A 17,349-nucleotide genomic window follows, 5' to 3' on the forward strand; every position below is an offset into this window, starting at 1 on the left:
TGCAAGGCGGCCCCGGTCGGGGCCGCTTTCATGCGGTCACAGATCCAGCCGGGACTGCCGGGTGGCGTCCTCCTCTCGCGCGGGTTTGCGGAAGGTGTCGGCGCGGGCCAGCGGGATTTTCACGGCGCGTTCGCGCAGGGCCATCGCCTGTTCGACGGTCACGATCTGGATGCGGGGCACCGGGTCGAACCCGTCGATCTGGAACTGCCCCGCGCCCGCCGCCTCAGCCCGCATGGGGGCGGTCGGTTCGTGAAGGGTCAGGAACACGCCGATGTCGGCCTTTTCCCGGTCGATCACGGCGCGCAGCTGGTCGATGTGGTTTCTTTGCCGGTCCTTGCCGCCCTTGACGGACACAAGGGCGACGTTGGTCCTGCCGAACGGCAGCCGCCCGTCGATGCCGCCGTCCGCGCCCTTTTTCCCCGCCCGCCACGGCTGCGCGCCGATCAGGCTGACGGCCCATTTCTCGAACTCTTTCTTGGTCGTGTCGTCGCGGGCGAACATGTCGTGGGCGGCGGACAGATCCTGCGGCGTGCCGTGGACCTTGTAGGCGACGCCGGAGAACGCCTCGTTCAGGCGGCGTTCGATCAGGCCGATGGCAAGGTGGGTCACGTCGATGCCGATCCATTGCCGCCCCAGTTTCTGCGCGGCATGGACGGTGGTGCCGCAGCCGCAGAACGGGTCGAGCACCACGTCGCCGGGATTGGACGAGGCCGCGACGATGCGTTCGAGCAGCGCCACGGGTTTCTGGGTGGGGTAGCCGAGGCGTTCTGCGCCTGAGGCAGGTTGTATGTCTCCCCAGTCGTCCTGCAGCGGCACTCCCGGCATTTCATCAGCGTAATGTCTGATGCGTGGCATGCCGGTCTCGCGATGGACAAGCTTGCCCGCATGCCAAAATGCTTCCAGATTTGCGCGGCTATAAGCCCAGTAGCGTCCAACATACGGAGGAACCGCTAGGTAGTCCCAACCCTCCTGCGGATTCAGGTGTTCGTTCTCAACGTCGGCTTGCCATCGTGTTGCTTCCCCCGCTCGACGTTTGACGCGCCACTCATAAGACACATCGCCGCCTGACTTTGCGGCCGTCGCGTCGGTTTCCTTGTAGAGGCGTCCGTTGTCGTCTTTATGCCGGTATTCATTCTCGAAGTATTCAGGATTATAGGCGGAATACTGGGGATTCCAAAGCCAAGACTTTCCTTTCGTATAAAAAAGGATAACGTCTCGGATTTTCCCAAGTCGATCCATTCCTTGCTTAGTGTCGGAGTGTGCGCTTGATCGCCGCCAGCTAATCTCATTCCGAAATCCGCCAGCCCCAAACACCGCATCCAGCAAGATCTTCAGATAATGGCTCGCCGTCGGATCGCAGTGCAGATACAGGCTGCCGGTCGGCTTCAGCACCCGGTGCAGTTCGATCAGCCGCACCGCCATCATCGCCAGATAGGCCATCATGTCGTTGGTGCCCAGGAACGACCGCATCGCCTCCAGCATGGTCGCGGCGTCGGTGTGGCCGCTGTTGCGGACGGACTGGAACGCCGTCTCGGCCTCGTCGCCCCAGTGCCAGGTGTCGTCGAACGCCTCGATCTGGGCGGCCGACTGGTCGCCGGTCGGGCTGCGGAACAGCACGTTATAGCTGGCGTTGGAATTGAACGGCGGGTCCAGATAGATCAGGTCCACGCTGTCGTCGGGGATATGGTCGCGCAGGACCGCCAGGTTGTCGCCATAATACAGGTGGTTCAAATCGTCCCTCGCGCGCAGTCACGCGCCACGCTAGGCGTCGTGGGGCACAAGGATCAAGCCTTCGGTGTCGAACCCGTTGTCGCGGGCGATGGCGACCAGCCGCTGCCACGTCGCCTGGTCCAGCCGCGGGGCGCGCGCCAGTATCCACAGATAGCCCCGGTCGGGACCGCACACGACCGCCCAGCGGTAATCGGGGTCCAGCGCGATGACGTGATAGCCGCCGGGAAAGCCGGGGAAGAACGTCACCGCAAGGCTGGCGGTCGCGGGGTCGCCAAGGAACCGGGCGGTGCCGGTGATCGACTTCGGCCGGCCGTTCCTCAGCCCCCGGTTCACCACCCGCACGGTGCCGTCGCCGTTCAGCGCATAGGTGGCGCTGACGTCGGTCATGCCGCGTTCGAACCGGTGGTCCAGGCGCGCGATCTCGTGCCACTTGCCCATATAGCGTTCGACGTCAAACCCGGTGACGGGGGTGATCCCGGCGGGCACGCGGGTCATCACGGCGCGCGAACAGGCGATGGCGGCGGCCAGCGCGGCAAGTCCTGCGGCAAGGGTGCGGATGCGGATCATGGCGGGGCCTTTGCGTTGCGACGCCGCCCAACGCGCGAGGGGCGCGAAACGGTCCCGCCGGTCAGAACGGCACAGGGGCGGAAAACGTCATGGTGACGTTGCTGTCGGGATGGCGCAGGCGCAGGGTTTCGGCGTGCAGCATCAGCCGCGGATGATCCGCCGCCGCGCCGCTGGCATACAGCGGATCGCCCAGGATCGGGTGGCCCAGGCTTTGCATGTGGACGCGCAGCTGGTGGCTGCGGCCGGTCAGCGGGAACAGGCGCACGCGGGTTTCATCATCGCTGGCGCGGATCACCCGCCAGTCGGTCCGCGCGGGGCGGCCGTTTTCCGGGTCGATCATCTGGCGCGGGCGGTTCGGCCAGTCCACGATCAGCGCCGCCTCGACCGTGCCGGTGGGCCGGTCCATGCGCCCGTGGACGCGGGCAACATAGGATTTCTTGACCTGCCGACGCTCGAACTGCTGGTTCAGGTGGCGTTGGGCGTGCGGGGTCAGCGCAAAGACCATCACGCCCGATGTGTCCAGGTCCAGCCGATGCACCAGCAGCACGGTCGGGAACGCCGCGCGCAGCCGGGCGATCAGGCAGTCGGCGCGATCCTCGCCGCGGCCGGGCACCGACAGCAGGCCCGCGGGCTTGTCCACCACAAGGATCTGGTCATCGTCGTGGATCAGCCGCGGCTGTTCGGGAGTGGGCGCATAGACAAAGCTCATCCCGGCGGCCTAGCGGGCGACCAGCCGCAGCGCCAGCGCGCCGAACATCACGGCGGCGACCTTGTTCAGCAGGCCAAGCCGCGACCCCAGCCGCATCCCCAGCCAGCCGGCGGCGACGCCATAGCCGATCGTGATCAGCGTGCCGGTGAACGCAAAGATCAGCCCCAGCGCCAGCAACTGCTGCCACAGGGGGCCAAAGGCGGGGCTGGTGAACTGCGGCAGGAACGCCAGCAGGAACAGCACCGGCTTGGGGTTCAGCAGGTTCGACAGCATGCCCCGGCGGATGACGGCCCAGGGGCGCACCGAGCCGCGCGCGGAGGGATCGGGCGGCGGCGCGCGCCACGCCTGCACCGCCAGCCACGCCAGATAGGCCGCGCCCATCCACTTGATCGCCACCAGCGCGCCCGGATTTGCGGCAACCACCGCGCCCAGCCCCAGCGTGGTCAGCGCGACATGGACCAGCACGCCCATGCCGACGCCCAGCCCCGCCAGCGCCCCCGCACGCGGCCCGCCCTGCACCCCGCAGGCGGTGGCGAAGAACACGTCCTGTCCGGGGGCGAGGTTCAGCACCAGCCCGCCCGCCACGAACGCCGTCAGCTGCGGCCACGGGATCGCGGCCAGCGTGTCCCAGATCACTGCCGTTCCTCCTGCGGCAGGCCGTCGGCGATGTCATAGTAATCGCCCTTGTCGCCCACCCAGATGTGGCGTTCCAGCCGCAGCCCGGTGGGCGCGGCGATGCAGCCCAGCGCCACGTCGGTTTCGCCGCGGCCGAAGGCGCGCCAGAACATCGACGCGCCGCAGGTGGTGCAGAACCCGCGCTCGGCCTTGTCGGACGAGCGGAACCAGCGGATGTTGTCGGCCCCCTCGACCGTCAGGCGGTCGTGGGCGACGGGGACGGCGGCCCAGACATGGCCCGACCAGCGCCGGCACTGGCCGCAGTGGCAGGCGGCGACGTCGGGCAAGGGCCCGCGCATCGTGACCCGGACCTTGCCGCACAGGCAGGACGCGTGGCGTTCACAGCTGTCCGAAGACGTCATGCAGCATCCTTTCCAGAATGGCGGCGTCACCCGCGTCAAAGGCGGCGGGGCGGTTGCTGTCGATGTCCAGCACGCCGATCAGCCGCCCGCCCGCGCCGATCACCGGCACCACGATTTCCGACCGGGTGGTGCTGGAACAGGCGATGTGGCCGGGGAAGGCGTCCACGTCCGCCACCACCTGCGTGCGGCGGCTGCGCGCCGCGGCCCCGCAGACGCCGCGCGCAAACGGGATGCTCAGGCAGCCGTGGCCGCCCTGATAGGGGCCGATCTTCAGCATCTCGGGCGCCGTCACGCGGTAAAAGCCGGTCCAGTCGCAGCGATCGTCGGCGGCGTGGATCTCGCACGCGAGGGTGGCCATCAGCGCGACCTCGTCGGTCTCGCCGTGGGTCAGGGCGCGGATGCGGGCGGACAGGGCGTCGTCGAACATGGGGCGGACGTTACAGCGCCCGCCGCGGCCGGGAAAGGCCCTGCGGCGGGGCCGTTGCCTGCGGGGCGGCAGTCGTGCAAGACCGCGCCATGACGCTGACCGCGCGCATCCTGTCGCTTGTGCTGGTCGTCCAGCTGGTGCTGGCCGGCGCGGTGGGCGCGATCCTGGCGCGCAACGCCCGCGGCGCCGTCGCGGCCGAGGTGGACGGGTCCATCCAGGCCACCCGCGCACTGGTGCTGGCCAGCGTCGCCACGCTGATCGACAGCGCGCCGGGGCCGACGCTGGTGCCCGCGCTGGCCGAACGGCTGGTCCAGCCCCGCCATGCGTGGATCACGCTTTACGACATGCAGACCGGCCGCACGCTGGCGCCGGTGTCGCGCATCCCCCGCCGCGATCCCGCGCCCGCGTGGTTCGCCCGCCGCCTTGCCCCCGTGGCCCACGCCAGCGAGCTGCCGATCGTGGAAAGCGGCAATATCCGCGGGCTGGCCGTCATCGCCGCCGACCCCACCGCCGAGATCGCCGAGATCTGGGACGACGCCCGCGCGCTGGCGCTGGTGATGGCGCTGGCGGCGGTGGCGCAGGTGGCGCTGACGGCGGCGGTGCTGGGGGGCGGGCTGCGGCCGCTGGGGCGGCTGCGCGCCGTGCTGGGGCGGCTGGCGCGGGGCGACCTGGCGGCGCGCGCGGGCCGCGTGGCCGTGCCGGACCTTGCGCCGCTGGCCGCCGACATCGACCGGCTGGCGGCCGCGCTGGCGGTGGCGCAGGCCGACCGCGCGCGGCTGTCGCGGCAGATGGTCGGGCGCGGCGACCAGGAACGCAAGGCCATCGCCCGCGACCTGCATGACGAATACGGCCCGAACCTGTTCGCCCTGCGGGTCGAGGCGTCGGCCATCCGCGACGCCGCGGCGGAACCCGCGCTGCGGGGGCATGCCGAAAACATCCTCGCCATCGCCGACGACATCCGCCGCGTGAACACCGCGCTGCTGTCGGGGCTGCGGCCGATGGCGGTGGGACAGTTGCCGCTGGCGGCGGTGCTGTCGGACATGTTCGACGACCTGGCCGCGCGCCACGACCAGATCGACTGGACGCTGGACCTGCCCCCGGCCCTGCCCGAGCCCGACGAGGCGACGGCCCTGACCATCTATCGCATCCTGCAAGAGGGCACGACCAACGTGCTGCGCCACGCGGGCGCCAGCGCCGTGACGGCCCGCGTCGATCACGGCCCGGACGGCTGGACGGTGCGGCTGGCCGACGACGGGCGCGGCCTTGGCGCTGCGGCCGAGGGGAACGGCCTGTCGGGCATGCGCGAACGCGTGGCCCTGCTGGGCGGCACATTCGCCGTGCAAAGCGGTCCGGCCGGTGCGACACTGACCGCCACCCTGCCTGCGGATGCCCCCTGATGACCGATCCTGCGCCCACGCCTGCACCTGATCCCGCCGCCGGTCCCGCCCCGGTGGCGATGGTCGTGGACGACCATCCGATCACCCATCTGGGCTGCGGGCGGCTGCTGGCCGACCTGGGCTATGCCCCCGTGCTCAAGGCGATGTCGGGGGACGAGGCGCTGGCCCAGCTGGACGCGGGCCGCCGGCCGGCGCTGGTGATCCTGGACATCTCGCTGCCGGGCGCGGGCGGGTTGGCGCTGATCGCCCCGATCCTGGACCGCGCGCCCGACGCCGCGATCCTGATGTTTTCGATGAACGACCAGCCCGGCTTCGCCAGCCGCGCGCTGGCCGAGGGCGCGCGCGGGTTCCTGTCCAAGAACGCCGCCCCCGAGGAGTTCGCCGCCGCCGTCCGCGCCCTTGCCGCGGGCGAGGTCTATCTGTCGCACAAGCAGGCGCTGGCGCTGGCGACGCAGGGCCGCACCCGGACCGAGGCGCTGACCGACCGCGAGACCGAGGTGCTGGCGCTGGTCGGCCAGGGCAAGTCCCTGCAGCAGATCGCCGACGCGCTGGGGGTCAGCTACAAAACCGTCGCCAACACCACGTCCACCCTGAAGCGCAAGCTGGGCGTGGCCAGCATGACGGGCCTGATCCGCTATGCGGTCGAGGGCGGCTAGGCCGCCGCCGCCAGCTGCCGCGCCGCCATCATCTGCCGGACGGTGATGGGGACGAACACCACCAGCCCGATGATCGTCGCCACCAGATCGGGCGCCACCAGCAGGATCGAGGCGAAGGTCAGCGCCGTCCGCTCGAACCAGTTCAGCGTGGTGAACATCCAGCCGGTGATCGCGGCCGACAGCGCGCAGATCCCCAGCACCGCGCCCCCGAAGGCGAGGAAGAACGCGCCCCAGGTGAATCCGTCGGTGACCAGCAGCAGCGCCGGCTGGAACGCGAACACGAACGGCACCAGCGCCTTGCCCATCGACAGCCGGAACGCGGTGTTGCCGGCCTTGAAGGCGTTGGCGTTGGCGATCCCCGCCCCGGCATAGGCCGCCATCGCCACCGGCGGCGTCACGTCGGCCAGCACCCCGTAGTAGAAGACGAAGAAGTGCGCGACCAGCGGCTGGACGTTCAGCATCCCCAGCACCGGCGCGGCCACCGCGACCATGATGATATAGTTCGCGGTCGTGGGCACGCCGCAGCCCATCAGCACGCAGACGACGGCGGTCAGCATCAGGGTGAACAGCAGCGTCAGCGACTGCACGCCCATGATCTCGAACGGCAGCACGGCAAGGACGCCCGACACCGACTGCGCCCAGTCCGCGGCGACGCCCGTGACCATGTAGGCGATCTTGAACCCGACGCCGGTCAGCGTCACGACCCCGATCACCACGCCGACCAGCGCCGCGGCGGCGGTCACCGACAGCGACTGCTTGGCGCCCAGGACAAAGCCCTCATAGACGCCGTGGGCGGTGCCCTTCAGCCCGCCCACCACGCCGCGGGCCCGCATCTCTTGCCAGGCCAGCACGCCGATGCAGGCGGTGATCGCCCAGAACGCGGCCAGGAACGGCGTGCGCCCGGACACCAGTAGCCAGACCAGCACGACCAGCGGCAGCAGCGTCAGCCAGCCCGCGCGCAGCACCTTCAATGCGTTCGGCAGCTCGGACGCGTGCAGGCCGCGCAGGCCCAGGCGCTTGGCCTCAAGGTGGACCTGAACCAGCACGCCGAAGAAATGCATGAAGGCGGGGACGATGGCCGCGACCAGGATCGTGGTCAGCGGCAGGCCCAGATATTCGATCATCAGGAACGCGACCGCGCCCATCACCGGGGGCGTGATCTGGCCGCCGGTGGACGACGCCGCCTCGACCGCGGCGGCGAAATGGCGGGGATAGCCCACCTTGATCATCGCCGGGATGGTCAGCGAGCCGGTGGTGACGGTGTTGGCGATGGACGACCCCGAGATCGTGCCCAGCAGCGCCGACGAGATCACCGACACCTTGGCCGGGCCGCCCGCAAAGCGTCCCGCGAAGGCGGATGCGACGTCGATGAACAGCTGCCCCAGCCCGATCCGCGTCGCCATGACGCCGAACAGGACAAAGTGGAACACATAGGTCGCGATCACGCCCAGCGCGGTGCCATAGATGCCCTGGCTGGTCAGATACAGATGGTTGACGATGTTGGACCAGCTGGCCCCCGGATGGACCAGGATGCCGGGCATGCTGCGGCCGAAATAGGCATAGGCGATGAACAGGATGGCGATGACCGGCAGCGGCCAGCCCATCGACCGGCGCACCCCCTCCAGCAGGACGACGATCAGGATCGTGCCCATCGCGATGTCGGTCGTGTTCGGGTTGCCGACCCGGAACGCCAGTTCGCTGTAGATCCACGGCACGTAAAGCGAGGCTGCGGCCCCCGCGATGGCCAGCGCCCAGTCGATCAGCGGCAGACCCAGGAAGGACAGCGGCCCGCGCGCGGCCTCGGACCGGCCGAAGGCGGAAAACGACAGAAACACCAGAAACACCGTCGCCGCCATGTGGACGCCGCGATGCACCGTCGCCTGCGGGATGCCGAAGCCCGAGGTGTAATAGTGATAGCAGCTCAGCAGGAACAGGATCGCCCCGGCCATCACCGCCACCGGCCGCACGAGATCGCGGAACCGCATCTCGGGGTCGTATTTCTCCTCCAGCGCCTGCAGGGCGTCGGCGTCCAGCACGTCGGGCTGGTCATAGTGCTGCGGCCGCTGCGGGTCGTGGCGAGGGTCTGTCATGATGGGGTTCCCTGTTGGCTGGCGGGGGCGCCGGACCTTGCGGCCCGCGCCCCCCCCGGTTCGCGGCTTACTTCAGCAGCCCGGCTTCCTTGTAGAAGCGTTCGGCGCCCGGATGCAGCGGGATGCCGACGCCTGCAAGCGCATTTTCGGGCACGATCTGCTTGCCCTTGGCGTGGCCCGCGTCCAGCTGCTTGCGCGTGGCGTCGTTCCACAGCGCCTTGGTGATGCCATAGATCAGGTCGTCGGGCTGGCTGGCCGAGGTCACCCACTGCGCGCCCACCGCGATGGTCGTCACGTCCGCGTCCGTCCCCTCATAGGTGCCGGCGGGGATGGTGTCGGTGGCGAAGAACTTGTTTTCCAGCACCTTGGCGGCGATCTCGCCGTCGATCGGGACGACCTTGACGTCCTGCTGGCTGGCCAGTTCGGCGATGGCCCCGGCGGGATAGCCGCCGACAAAGAAGAACGCGTCCATCGCGCCGTCCTTCATCCGGTCGGCCGCCTGGTCGGGTTTCAGGTATTCGGGCTTGATGTCCTTTTCGCTCAGCCCCGCGGCGGCCAGGATCAGCTGCGCGTCGACCAGCGTGCCCGAACCCGGTTCGTCCAGCGACACCCGCTTGCCCTTCAGGTCGGCGACCGAGTTGATGCCCGATCCCGCGCTGGCGATCAGGTGGATCGATTCGGGATAAAGGTTGGCGATGGCGCGCAGCGTGTCGGCCGGGGGCTTGCCTTCCCAGATGCCGGTGCCGGTCTGCGCCCAGGTCGCGACGTCGCCCTGCGCAAAGCCCGATTCCAGCGTGCCGCCGACGATGGCGTTCACGTTGGCGACCGATCCGTTCGCCGCCAGCGCGCTGGCGACCAGCCCGGGCACGCCGCAGGCGCCCCCATCCTCGCACGAGCGCGATCCGGGCGGGGCCGAGATGGCGTTCGCCAGCAGCCCGCCGATCGGGTAATAGGTGCCCGCCGTGCCGCCCGTGCCGATGCGGAAGAACGTCATTTCCTGCGCGGCGCTGACGCCGGTGGCGGCGATCAGCGCGGCGGCCGCAAGGCCGAGGACTTTTCTGGTGAACATGGATAACCCCTTTGTCGGAACGTCTGCGCCAGCCTAGCGCCCGGCACCCCCTTCGCACAACTGGCGATCACACTGCGACAATATGTCCGTTTCCGGCCGTGCGATGTCGGATTCGGCGCATCGGGGCGCGCGCGCCGGGTGCAGATCTGGGGCGATGTTTTCGCTGGATGGAACCGCCGCCATGCTCGACCCCGACCAGACGCTTGCCCGCATCCGGGCGCGCCGCCCCGCCCATGCGCTGGAACGCGATCTTTACTGCGATCCGGGCGTGTTCCAGGCCGACCTTGACCAGGTCTGGTACAAGGAATGGCTGTTCGCCATCCCGGCCGCCGAGATCCCCAAGACCGGCAACTATGCCACCCTGCAGGTCGGCGCCTATCCGGTCATCATCGTGCGCGGCGCCGACCGCGAGATCCGGGCCTTCCACAACGTCTGCCGCCACCGCGGCCAGCGGCTGTCGGCCAAGCCCTGCGGGTCGGCCGCGAAACTGGTCTGCCCCTATCACCAGTGGACCTATGACCTGGACGGCCGCCTGCTGTTCGCGCGCGACATGGGGCCGGATTTCGACGCCGGCCAGTTCGGGCTGAAGCCCGTCCACTGCCGCAACGCCGGCGGCATGGTCTGGATCTGCCTCGGCGAACAGCCGCCCGAGTTCGACCGGCTGCAGGGCATCCTGCAGGACTACCTCGCGCCCTCGGGGCTGCTGGAGGATGCGAAGGTCGCCCATTCCTCGACCATCGTGGAAAACGGCAACTGGAAGCTGGTGATCGAGAACAACCGCGAATGCTATCACTGTTCGGGCAGCCACCCGTCGCTGTGCCGCACCTATTCCGACGACCCGCTGATGACGGTGATGGAGGGGCCGCATTCCGCATCCCCCGAGATCCTGTCGCACTGGGACCGGTGCGACGCGGCGGGGATCGCGTCGCGTTTCGTCAACCAGGACGACATGCAGTGGCGGCTGGCCCGCGTGCCGCTGATGAACCACGCCGAGTCGTTCACCATGTCGACCAAGGCGGCGGTGTCGCGGCGCATGGGCACGATCCCGTGGAACGACGCAGGCTCGCTGATGTTCTATCACTTCCCGTCCAGCTGGCACCATTTCCTGCCCGACCACGCGATCCTGTTCCGCCTGCTGCCGATCAGCCCGACCGAAACCGAGGTCACGTCGAAATGGCTGGTCCACAAGGACGCGGTCGAGGGGCAGGACTATGACCTCAAGGCGCTGACCGAGGTGTGGCTGTCCACCAACGACGAGGACCGCCGCGTCGTCGAGGAGAACCAGGCCGGCATCCGGTCCCCCGCCTATCAGCCCGGCCCCTATTCGCCCCGGCAGGAGGAAGGCGTGATCCACTTTGTCGACTGGTATTGCCGCAGGATGACCGACCGCCTGTCGCCGCAGCCGCAGGCGCTGGCCGCGGAATGAGGCGGGGCGCATGACGGGCCCGGTCACGCGGCCCCTGTCCGGCCCGGCCTGGACGGATGCCGAACAGCTGGAATGCGCGATGGTCGTGCCGGAAACGGCCGACACCGCGACATTCACCTTTCGCGCGCCGTCCGGGGCGTGGTTCGATTTCCAGCCCGGTCAGTTCCTGACGCTGGACCTGCCGCTGCCCGGCGGCAACGTGCAGCGGACCTATACGATCAGCTCGTCGCCGTCGCGGCCGCTGTCGATCGGGATCACGGTCAAGGCGCAGCCCGACAGCGTCTGCGGGCGCTGGATGCTGGACCATTTGCGGCCGGGAACGCGGATCAGGGCCTTCGGACCGGCCGGAGTGTTTTCCAACCACCGTCACCCGGCGGGGAAATACCTGTTCATCTCGGCCGGGTCGGGCGTCACGCCGATGATGTCGATGACGACGTGGATGTGGGATTCGGGCGAGATGCCGGACATCGTCTTCGTCCACGCCGCCCGCACGCCGTCCGAGATCATCTTCCGCCAGCGGCTGGAAGGCATGGCCGACCGCGTGCCGGGCCTGCAGCTGCGTTTTACCGTCGAGGAGACGGACCCGTTCCGCGCGTGGTCCGGCTATCGCGGTCGGCTGAACCAGATCATGCTGGGGCTGATGGCGCCGGACTATCTGGACCGCGAGGTGTTCTGCTGCGGCCCCGAGCCGTTCATGCAGGCGGTGCGCGACATGCTGGGCGCGCTTGGCTATGACATGGACCGCTATCACCAGGAAAGCTTCGGCGCCCCGGCCCGGACCGAGGCCGAGGTGCCGGCGCTGGACGACGTGGTCCCCGACGAGACGGCGCGCGCCGAGGTGGTGTTCGCCATGTCGGGCGTCGCCGCGCGCTGCACCGAAACCGACACCGTGCTGGCGGTGGCCAAGGCCAGCGGGCTGAACATCCCGTCCGGCTGCACCTTCGGCCTCTGCGGCACCTGCAAGGTGATGAAGACCGGCGGCGAGGTCCACATGGTCCACAACGGCGGCATCACCGAGGACGAGATCGCCGAGGGCTGGATCCTCGCCTGCTGCTCGCACCCGCTGGGGCGGGTGGTGGTCGAGGTCTAGGCGGGGGCTGCGCGCCCCCATGAACGGGGCCGCGGCCCCGTTCATCCCCCGCGGGATATTTGCGCCACGATGAAAGGCGCAGCCCGCCGGCGCAGCCCGCCGGCTCAGTCCACCGGCGCCCACATCACGTCGTCGATGCGCGGCGCGCCGGTCGCCAGCATGACCAGCCGGTCGAACCCCAGCGCGATCCCCGACGCGGGCGGCATATGCGCCAGCGCGGCCAGGAAATCCTCGTCCAGCGGATAGCGTTCGGCATAGACGCGGTGCTTTTCGTCCATCTCGGCCAGAAAGCGGCGGCGCTGTTCGTGGGGGTCGGTCAGCTCGCCAAAGCCGTTGGCGAGTTCGACCCCACAGGCATAAAGCTCGAACCGTTCGGCCACGCGCGGATCGTCGGCGGTGCGGCGGGCCAGCGCCGCCTCGGGCGCGGGATAGCGGTCGAGGATGGTGGCCCGCCCGTGGCCCAGATGCGGTTCCACCCGTTCGACCAAGACCCGGCTGAGCATGTCGGACCAGCCGTCGTCCGGCGCCGACCGGATGCCCGCGGCCGCCAGTTGCGCGGCCAGCCCGTCGCGGTCGGTCGCCCCGTCCGGCGCGACCGTCGCCAGCAGGTCGATGCCGGCGTGGCGGGCGAAGGCGTCGGCCACGCTGACCCGTTCGGGCGCGGCGAAGGGATCGCAGCTCCGGTCGCGGAACCGCAGTTCGCGGGCGCCCGCCGCGCCGGCCGCCAGCCGCAGCAGGGCCGCGCAGTCGTCCATCAGGACGGTATAGTCCGCGCCCGTGCGATACCACTCCAGCATCGTGAACTCGGGGCTGTGCAGCGGCCCGCGTTCGCGGTTGCGCCAGACATGGGCGAAGGCCGCGATCCGGGTTTCCCCGGCCGCCAGCAGCTTCTTCATCGCGAACTCGGGCGAGGTGTGCAGATACATCCGCCGCGCCGTCCCGTCGTGGCCGATGGCGTCGGTGGCGAAGGCGTGCAGATGCGCCTCGTTTCCCGGGCTGACGGCCAGCGCGGCGGGATCGACCTCGGTAAAGCCGCCCTCGTCCAGCCAGCCGCGAATGCTGCGCTGGATGCGGTTGCGCGCGGCCAGCAGCGGGCGGCGGTCGGCGTGGCGGGCGGCGTCCCACCAGGGCGTGTCAGGGGTCATCCGCGTTCCTCTGGCGATTTCCCCGCGTTTGCGCTAGGGAGCCGGGGATTAATCCACGCATCCCCAGATCGCAAGAAAGACGCCCGTGAAAGTCATCGCCTCGACCCTTCGCAAAGGCAACGTCGTCGAACTGGACGGCAAGCTGTATGTCGTCCTGACCGCCCAGAACTTTCACCCCGGCAAGGGCACGCCCGTGACCCAGGTGGACATGCGCCGCATTGCCGACGGGGTGAAGGTCAGCGAGCGCTGGCGCACGACCGAACAGGTCGAACGCGCCCATGTGGACGAGCGCGGCTATGATTTCCTGTACGAGGACGGCGAGGGCTTCCACTTCATGGAGCCGGAAAGCTATGAGCAGGTGACCGCCGCCGCCGACATGATCGGCGACCAGAAGGTCTATCTGACCGAAGGGATGCGCGTCTTCCTGCAGGTCCACAACGGCCTGCCCATCGCCATGACCCTGCCGCAGCGGATCACCGTCCAGATCACCGAGACCGAGCCGGTGGTGAAGGGGCAGACCGCCTCGTCCTCCTATAAGCCCGCGATGTGCGACAACGGCGTGCGGGTGATGGTGCCGCCCCATATCGGCGTGGGCACGCGGATCGTCATCAACACCGAGGACGATTCCTATGTCGAGCGCGCCAAGGACTGAGCCTCTCTGGCTCGCCCGCCGCAGCATTCCCAGGGAAAGGGACGCAAGCCGCCATGTTCAGGGCCGAAGGGCAGATGCGCACGACGGATCGTCCGCCGTTGCGGTTCGACGCCATCGTGCTGCCCGCGCCGGACGGATGGACCGGCTGGGGACAGCTGCGCGTCACCGCGCTGAACCACGCCGCCGCCGCGGCCGACCTGCGACGCATCTGCCGCAAGCTGCGGCTGGGCGGCCGCATCGTGTCGATGATCGAGGTGGCCGAGTTCAATGCCGACACCGGCCGCGACGGCTGGCCCGCGTCCCCGCGCGGCGGCAACATGCGCTGTTCGGCGATCAACGAATACCGCGTCCCCGCCGCCGGCGCGGGCCAGCCCGGAACGGCCACCTTTGACGTGCTGATCCGGCCCGGCTGGGGGATCAGCAAGCTGGGCTATGCCGTCGATTACCACTGGGCGGACCGCCCGGACCGGGCCGAAACCGGGCACGCCCGGCCCTGACCGGCCCGGACAGAGGGCGTGTCAGACGACCGTGACGCCCGCGCCCTGCTCGACCCGGCCCACGATGGCGGCAAGGGGATAACCCCCGGCCCGCAGGCGCGCGACCCAGGCGTCCGCCGCCTGGGGGGCGACCGCGACCAGCAGCCCGCCCGAGGTCTGCGGATCGGTCAAAAGCGCCCGCATCCAGTCCGGGAACCCGTCCGGCAGCGTCACCCCATCGCTGCAGGCCGCCCAGTTGCGGTTCGACGCGCCGGTGACGAACCCCGCCTGCGCCAAGGCCGCCGCCTGCCCCAGCAGCGGCAGGGCGGCGGCGTCCAGCACCAGCCGCGCGTTCGACCCCCGCGCCACCTCAAGCCCGTGGCCCAGGATGCCGAAGCCGGTGACGTCGGTGATCGCATGGACCGCCGGATCGTCGGCCAGATCGGGGCCGATGCGGTTCAACAGCGTGGCCGTCGCCACCATCTCGGCCAGGCCCGCGTCGTCCAGCGCGGCTTTCTTGATCGCGGCGGAATAGATGCCGACGCCCAGTCCCTTGGTCAGGATCAGCGCGTCGCCCGGCCGCGCGTCGGCGTTGCGGCGCAGCTTGGCCGGGTGCACCAGCCCGATCACGGCCAGCCCATAGATCGGCTCGGGCGCGTCGATGGAATGGCCGCCGGCGACGGGAATCCCCGCCTCGGCGCAGATCGCGCGCCCGCCTTCCAGGATCGCGCGGATGGTGGCGGCGGGCAGCGTGGCGATGGGCATGCCCAGGATCGCCAGCGCCATGATCGGGCGGCCGCCCATCGCATAGATGTCGGAAATCGCGTTCGTCGCGGCGATGCGGCCGAAGTCGTGGGGGTCGTCCACCATCGGCATGAAGAAATCCGTCGTGGCGATCACCGCCAGATCGTCGCTGACCTGCCAGACGGCGGCGTCGTCGGACGTCTCGGTTCCGACCAGCAGTTGCGGGAACGCCTGCGTCATCGGCTGGTCGGCCAGCAGCTCGCGCAGGACCGCGGGCGCCAGCTTGCAGCCGCACCCGCCCCCGTGGGACAGCTGCGACAGGCGGATGGGGGCGTCGGTCATCGCGCGGCTCCTTGTGGTTTCGGACTTACAGGCCCCCCGATGCCGGGCTTGTCAAGGCCGGGCCGGGGCGCTTTGCTGTCGCAATCATGCAACCCGCCGCCGCCAGCACCCGCCCCCGCCTGAACATCGCCTTTGTGCTGGCGCGACGGTTCACGCTGTCGGCCTTCGCCAATTTCGTGGACGTGCTGCGGCTGGCCGCGGACGAGGGCGACCGCTCGCGCCCGATCCTGTGCCGCTGGGCGGTGATCGCGCCCGACCGCACGCCGATCCCGGCCAGCTGCGGCACGCGGGTCGAACCCGACGCCCGCCCGGACGATCCGGCGCAATACGACTATGTCGTGGTGATCGGCGGGCTGATCGGCGCGGTGCAGCCGCTGGCGCCGGAACTGACGGCGTTCCTGCACCGCGCGGCGGCCGCGGGCGTGCCCCTGGCCGGGATCTGCACCGGCGCGTTCATCCTGGCGCGCGAGGGGTTGATGGACGGGCACCGCTGCTGCGTCAGCTGGTTTCACCACGACGATTTCCTGGCCGAGTTCGAAGGGCTGCGTCCGGTCAGCGACCAGATCTTTGTCGTGGACGGCAACCGGCTGTCCTGTTCGGGGGGCGTCAGCGCGGCGCATCTGGCGGCCTTCGTCGTGGACCGCCACATCGGCCGCGCCGCCGCCCGCAAAAGCCTGGCGATCATGATGATCGACGGCCCCCAGCGCGAGGATCATCCCCAGCCCGGCCTGCCGCTGGAACTGTCCACCGACGATCCGCTGGTGCGCCGCGCCCTGCTGGCGATGCAGCAGCGCCTGGACAGCCCGCCCACGGTGGCGGCGATGGCCGCGCTGCTGGGGGTCGGGCGGCGCAAGCTGGAACGGCATTTCGCCGCCGCGCTGGGACTGTCCCCGGCCGAGGCGGGGGTGCGCATCCGGCTGGCGCAGGCGCGGATGCTGCTGGAACGCACCAGCCGCACCGTGACGCAGATCGCGGACGAAACCGGCTTTTGCGACGCCAGCCACCTGATCCGCGTGTTCCGCGACATCGAGGGGCAGACGCCCGAACGCTGGCGCCAGCGGCTGTCCGAGGCGCCACGGGACGCCGCCACCGCCCGACGCGGCACCCCCGCAGCCCGTTGACTTTCGGCGGGTTCCCGCGTCAGACTGAAGGTTACCTATCTTGGTGGACAGGCAAAATACGGAGGATCGGATGAACATCGACCTCTCACGCCGCAGCTTTTTACGGCTGGCGGGTGCGGGTGTCGCGGCAACGTCGCTGGGGGCCTTGGGCTTCGGCGAGGCAGAGGCAGCCGAACTGGCGCATGTGCGCGATTTCAAGCTGGCGGCCACCACGGAAACCCGCAACACCTGTCCCTATTGCTCGGTCGCCTGCGGCATCATCATCTATGCCCGCGAAGACGACGCCGGCAAACGCCGCGTGGTCCACATCGAGGGTGACGCAGACCACCCGACGAACCGCGGAACGCTGTGCCCCAAGGGCGCGGCGCTGAAGGATTTCGTCAACGCGCCGACGCGCCTGACCCAGCCGATGATCCGCAAGCCCGGCGCGGCGGCGTTCGAGCCGATCAGTTGGGAAGACGCGCTGGACCGGATCGCCCGCGCGATCAAGGACGACCGCGACGCCAACTTCCTGGCCACCAACGAGGCCGGCGTGCCGGTGAACCGCTGGACGACCACCGGGTTCCTGGCCGCATCGGCGACGACGAACGAAACCGCCTGGGCGACCTACAAGGTGGTCCGGTCGATGGGTGTTGTAGGATTCGATAACCAGGCGCGCGTCTGACACGGC

Annotated in this window: 18 protein-coding genes; 8 read left to right on the forward strand and 10 right to left on the reverse strand. The window is 69.7% G+C overall.

What is annotated here, in order from left to right; translation table 11 throughout:
• Positions 1–36: 36 nt before the first annotated feature.
• The 6 genes from EPA64_RS03655 to EPA64_RS03680 form a co-directional block, all read right to left on the reverse strand.
• The gene (locus EPA64_RS03655) at positions 37–1,731 is read right to left on the reverse strand and encodes a site-specific DNA-methyltransferase (protein ID WP_134724898.1); all 1,695 of its coding nucleotides are present in this window, start codon (positions 1,729–1,731) and stop codon (positions 37–39) included.
• Between the two features lie 30 nt (positions 1,732–1,761).
• Positions 1,762–2,298: a lipocalin family protein gene (locus tag EPA64_RS03660; protein WP_134724899.1), complete on the reverse strand. Its 537-nt coding sequence runs from the start codon at positions 2,296–2,298 to the stop codon at positions 1,762–1,764.
• Between the two features lie 61 nt (positions 2,299–2,359).
• Positions 2,360–3,007: an RluA family pseudouridine synthase gene (locus EPA64_RS03665; RefSeq protein WP_134724900.1), complete on the reverse strand. Its 648-nt coding sequence runs from the start codon at positions 3,005–3,007 to the stop codon at positions 2,360–2,362.
• 9 nt (positions 3,008–3,016) lie between these two features.
• Complete coding sequence (locus EPA64_RS03670) at positions 3,017–3,643, reverse strand: LysE family translocator (protein ID WP_134724901.1); 627 nt, start codon at positions 3,641–3,643, stop codon at positions 3,017–3,019.
• Complete coding sequence (locus EPA64_RS03675) at positions 3,640–4,044, reverse strand: GFA family protein (protein WP_134724902.1); 405 nt, start codon at positions 4,042–4,044, stop codon at positions 3,640–3,642. The genes EPA64_RS03670 and EPA64_RS03675 overlap by 4 nt, the downstream gene beginning before the upstream one ends.
• Positions 4,022–4,471 carry a GAF domain-containing protein gene (locus EPA64_RS03680; RefSeq protein WP_134724903.1) on the reverse strand — a complete coding sequence of 150 codons (450 nt, stop codon included), beginning with the start codon at positions 4,469–4,471 and terminating at the stop codon, positions 4,022–4,024. The genes EPA64_RS03675 and EPA64_RS03680 overlap by 23 nt, the downstream gene beginning before the upstream one ends.
• A gap of 89 nt (positions 4,472–4,560) precedes the next feature.
• Between EPA64_RS03680 and EPA64_RS03685 the strand changes: the two genes are divergently transcribed.
• On the forward strand, positions 4,561–5,868 hold the full coding sequence (locus EPA64_RS03685; RefSeq protein ID WP_134724904.1) for a histidine kinase: 1,308 nt from the start codon (positions 4,561–4,563) through the stop codon (positions 5,866–5,868).
• Positions 5,868–6,524, forward strand: coding sequence for a response regulator transcription factor (locus EPA64_RS03690; protein WP_134724905.1), 657 nt, complete (start codon positions 5,868–5,870; stop codon positions 6,522–6,524). The genes EPA64_RS03685 and EPA64_RS03690 overlap by 1 nt, the downstream gene beginning before the upstream one ends.
• On the opposite strand, the gene EPA64_RS03695 is transcribed toward EPA64_RS03690, so the two are convergent.
• Positions 6,521–8,614, reverse strand: coding sequence for a TRAP transporter permease (locus EPA64_RS03695; protein ID WP_134724906.1), 2,094 nt, complete (start codon positions 8,612–8,614; stop codon positions 6,521–6,523). The two genes, EPA64_RS03690 and EPA64_RS03695, sit on opposite strands and share 4 nt — an antisense overlap.
• Before the next feature lie 67 nt (positions 8,615–8,681).
• Positions 8,682–9,683, reverse strand: a complete 1,002-nt coding sequence (locus EPA64_RS03700) for a TAXI family TRAP transporter solute-binding subunit (RefSeq protein ID WP_134724907.1) — start codon at positions 9,681–9,683, stop codon at positions 8,682–8,684.
• Between the two features lie 181 nt (positions 9,684–9,864).
• Here EPA64_RS03700 and EPA64_RS03705 point away from each other — a divergent pair, with 181 nt between their 5' ends.
• Entirely contained in the window at positions 9,865–11,109 is a 1,245-nt protein-coding gene (locus EPA64_RS03705) for an aromatic ring-hydroxylating oxygenase subunit alpha (protein ID WP_134724908.1), read from the forward strand.
• A gap of 10 nt (positions 11,110–11,119) precedes the next feature.
• Positions 11,120–12,199, forward strand: coding sequence for an FAD-binding oxidoreductase (locus tag EPA64_RS03710; RefSeq protein ID WP_134724909.1), 1,080 nt, complete (start codon positions 11,120–11,122; stop codon positions 12,197–12,199).
• 104 nt (positions 12,200–12,303) lie between these two features.
• Here EPA64_RS03710 and epmA read toward each other — a convergent pair whose 3' ends face one another.
• Positions 12,304–13,344, reverse strand: a complete 1,041-nt coding sequence (gene epmA, locus EPA64_RS03715) for an EF-P lysine aminoacylase EpmA (protein WP_134724910.1) — start codon at positions 13,342–13,344, stop codon at positions 12,304–12,306.
• An 85-nt stretch (positions 13,345–13,429) separates the two neighbouring features.
• Here epmA and efp point away from each other — a divergent pair, with 85 nt between their 5' ends.
• A complete protein-coding gene (gene efp / locus EPA64_RS03720; RefSeq protein WP_134724911.1) occupies positions 13,430–13,996 on the forward strand; it encodes an elongation factor P in 567 nt (188 codons plus the stop codon).
• Between the two features lie 53 nt (positions 13,997–14,049).
• Positions 14,050–14,493, forward strand: a complete 444-nt coding sequence (locus EPA64_RS03725; protein ID WP_134724912.1) for a hypothetical protein — start codon at positions 14,050–14,052, stop codon at positions 14,491–14,493.
• A 21-nt stretch (positions 14,494–14,514) separates the two neighbouring features.
• Here the strand turns inward: EPA64_RS03725 and selD are convergent, their stop codons facing one another.
• Complete coding sequence (gene selD, locus EPA64_RS03730; RefSeq protein ID WP_134724913.1) at positions 14,515–15,558, reverse strand: selenide, water dikinase SelD; 1,044 nt, start codon at positions 15,556–15,558, stop codon at positions 14,515–14,517.
• 86 nt (positions 15,559–15,644) lie between these two features.
• On the opposite strand from selD, the gene EPA64_RS03735 reads away from it, so the two are divergent.
• Together EPA64_RS03735 and EPA64_RS17135 are read left to right on the forward strand one after the other, a co-directional pair.
• Positions 15,645–16,679, forward strand: coding sequence for a GlxA family transcriptional regulator (locus EPA64_RS03735; RefSeq protein ID WP_134724914.1), 1,035 nt, complete (start codon positions 15,645–15,647; stop codon positions 16,677–16,679).
• Between the two features lie 70 nt (positions 16,680–16,749).
• Positions 16,750–17,343, forward strand: a complete 594-nt coding sequence (locus EPA64_RS17135; RefSeq protein ID WP_134724915.1) for a molybdopterin-dependent oxidoreductase — start codon at positions 16,750–16,752, stop codon at positions 17,341–17,343.
• Positions 17,344–17,349 lie beyond the last annotated feature (6 nt).

The organism is Paracoccus luteus, from assembly GCF_004522155.1.
In the GTDB taxonomy this organism is placed as follows: domain Bacteria; phylum Pseudomonadota; class Alphaproteobacteria; order Rhodobacterales; family Rhodobacteraceae; genus Paracoccus; species Paracoccus luteus.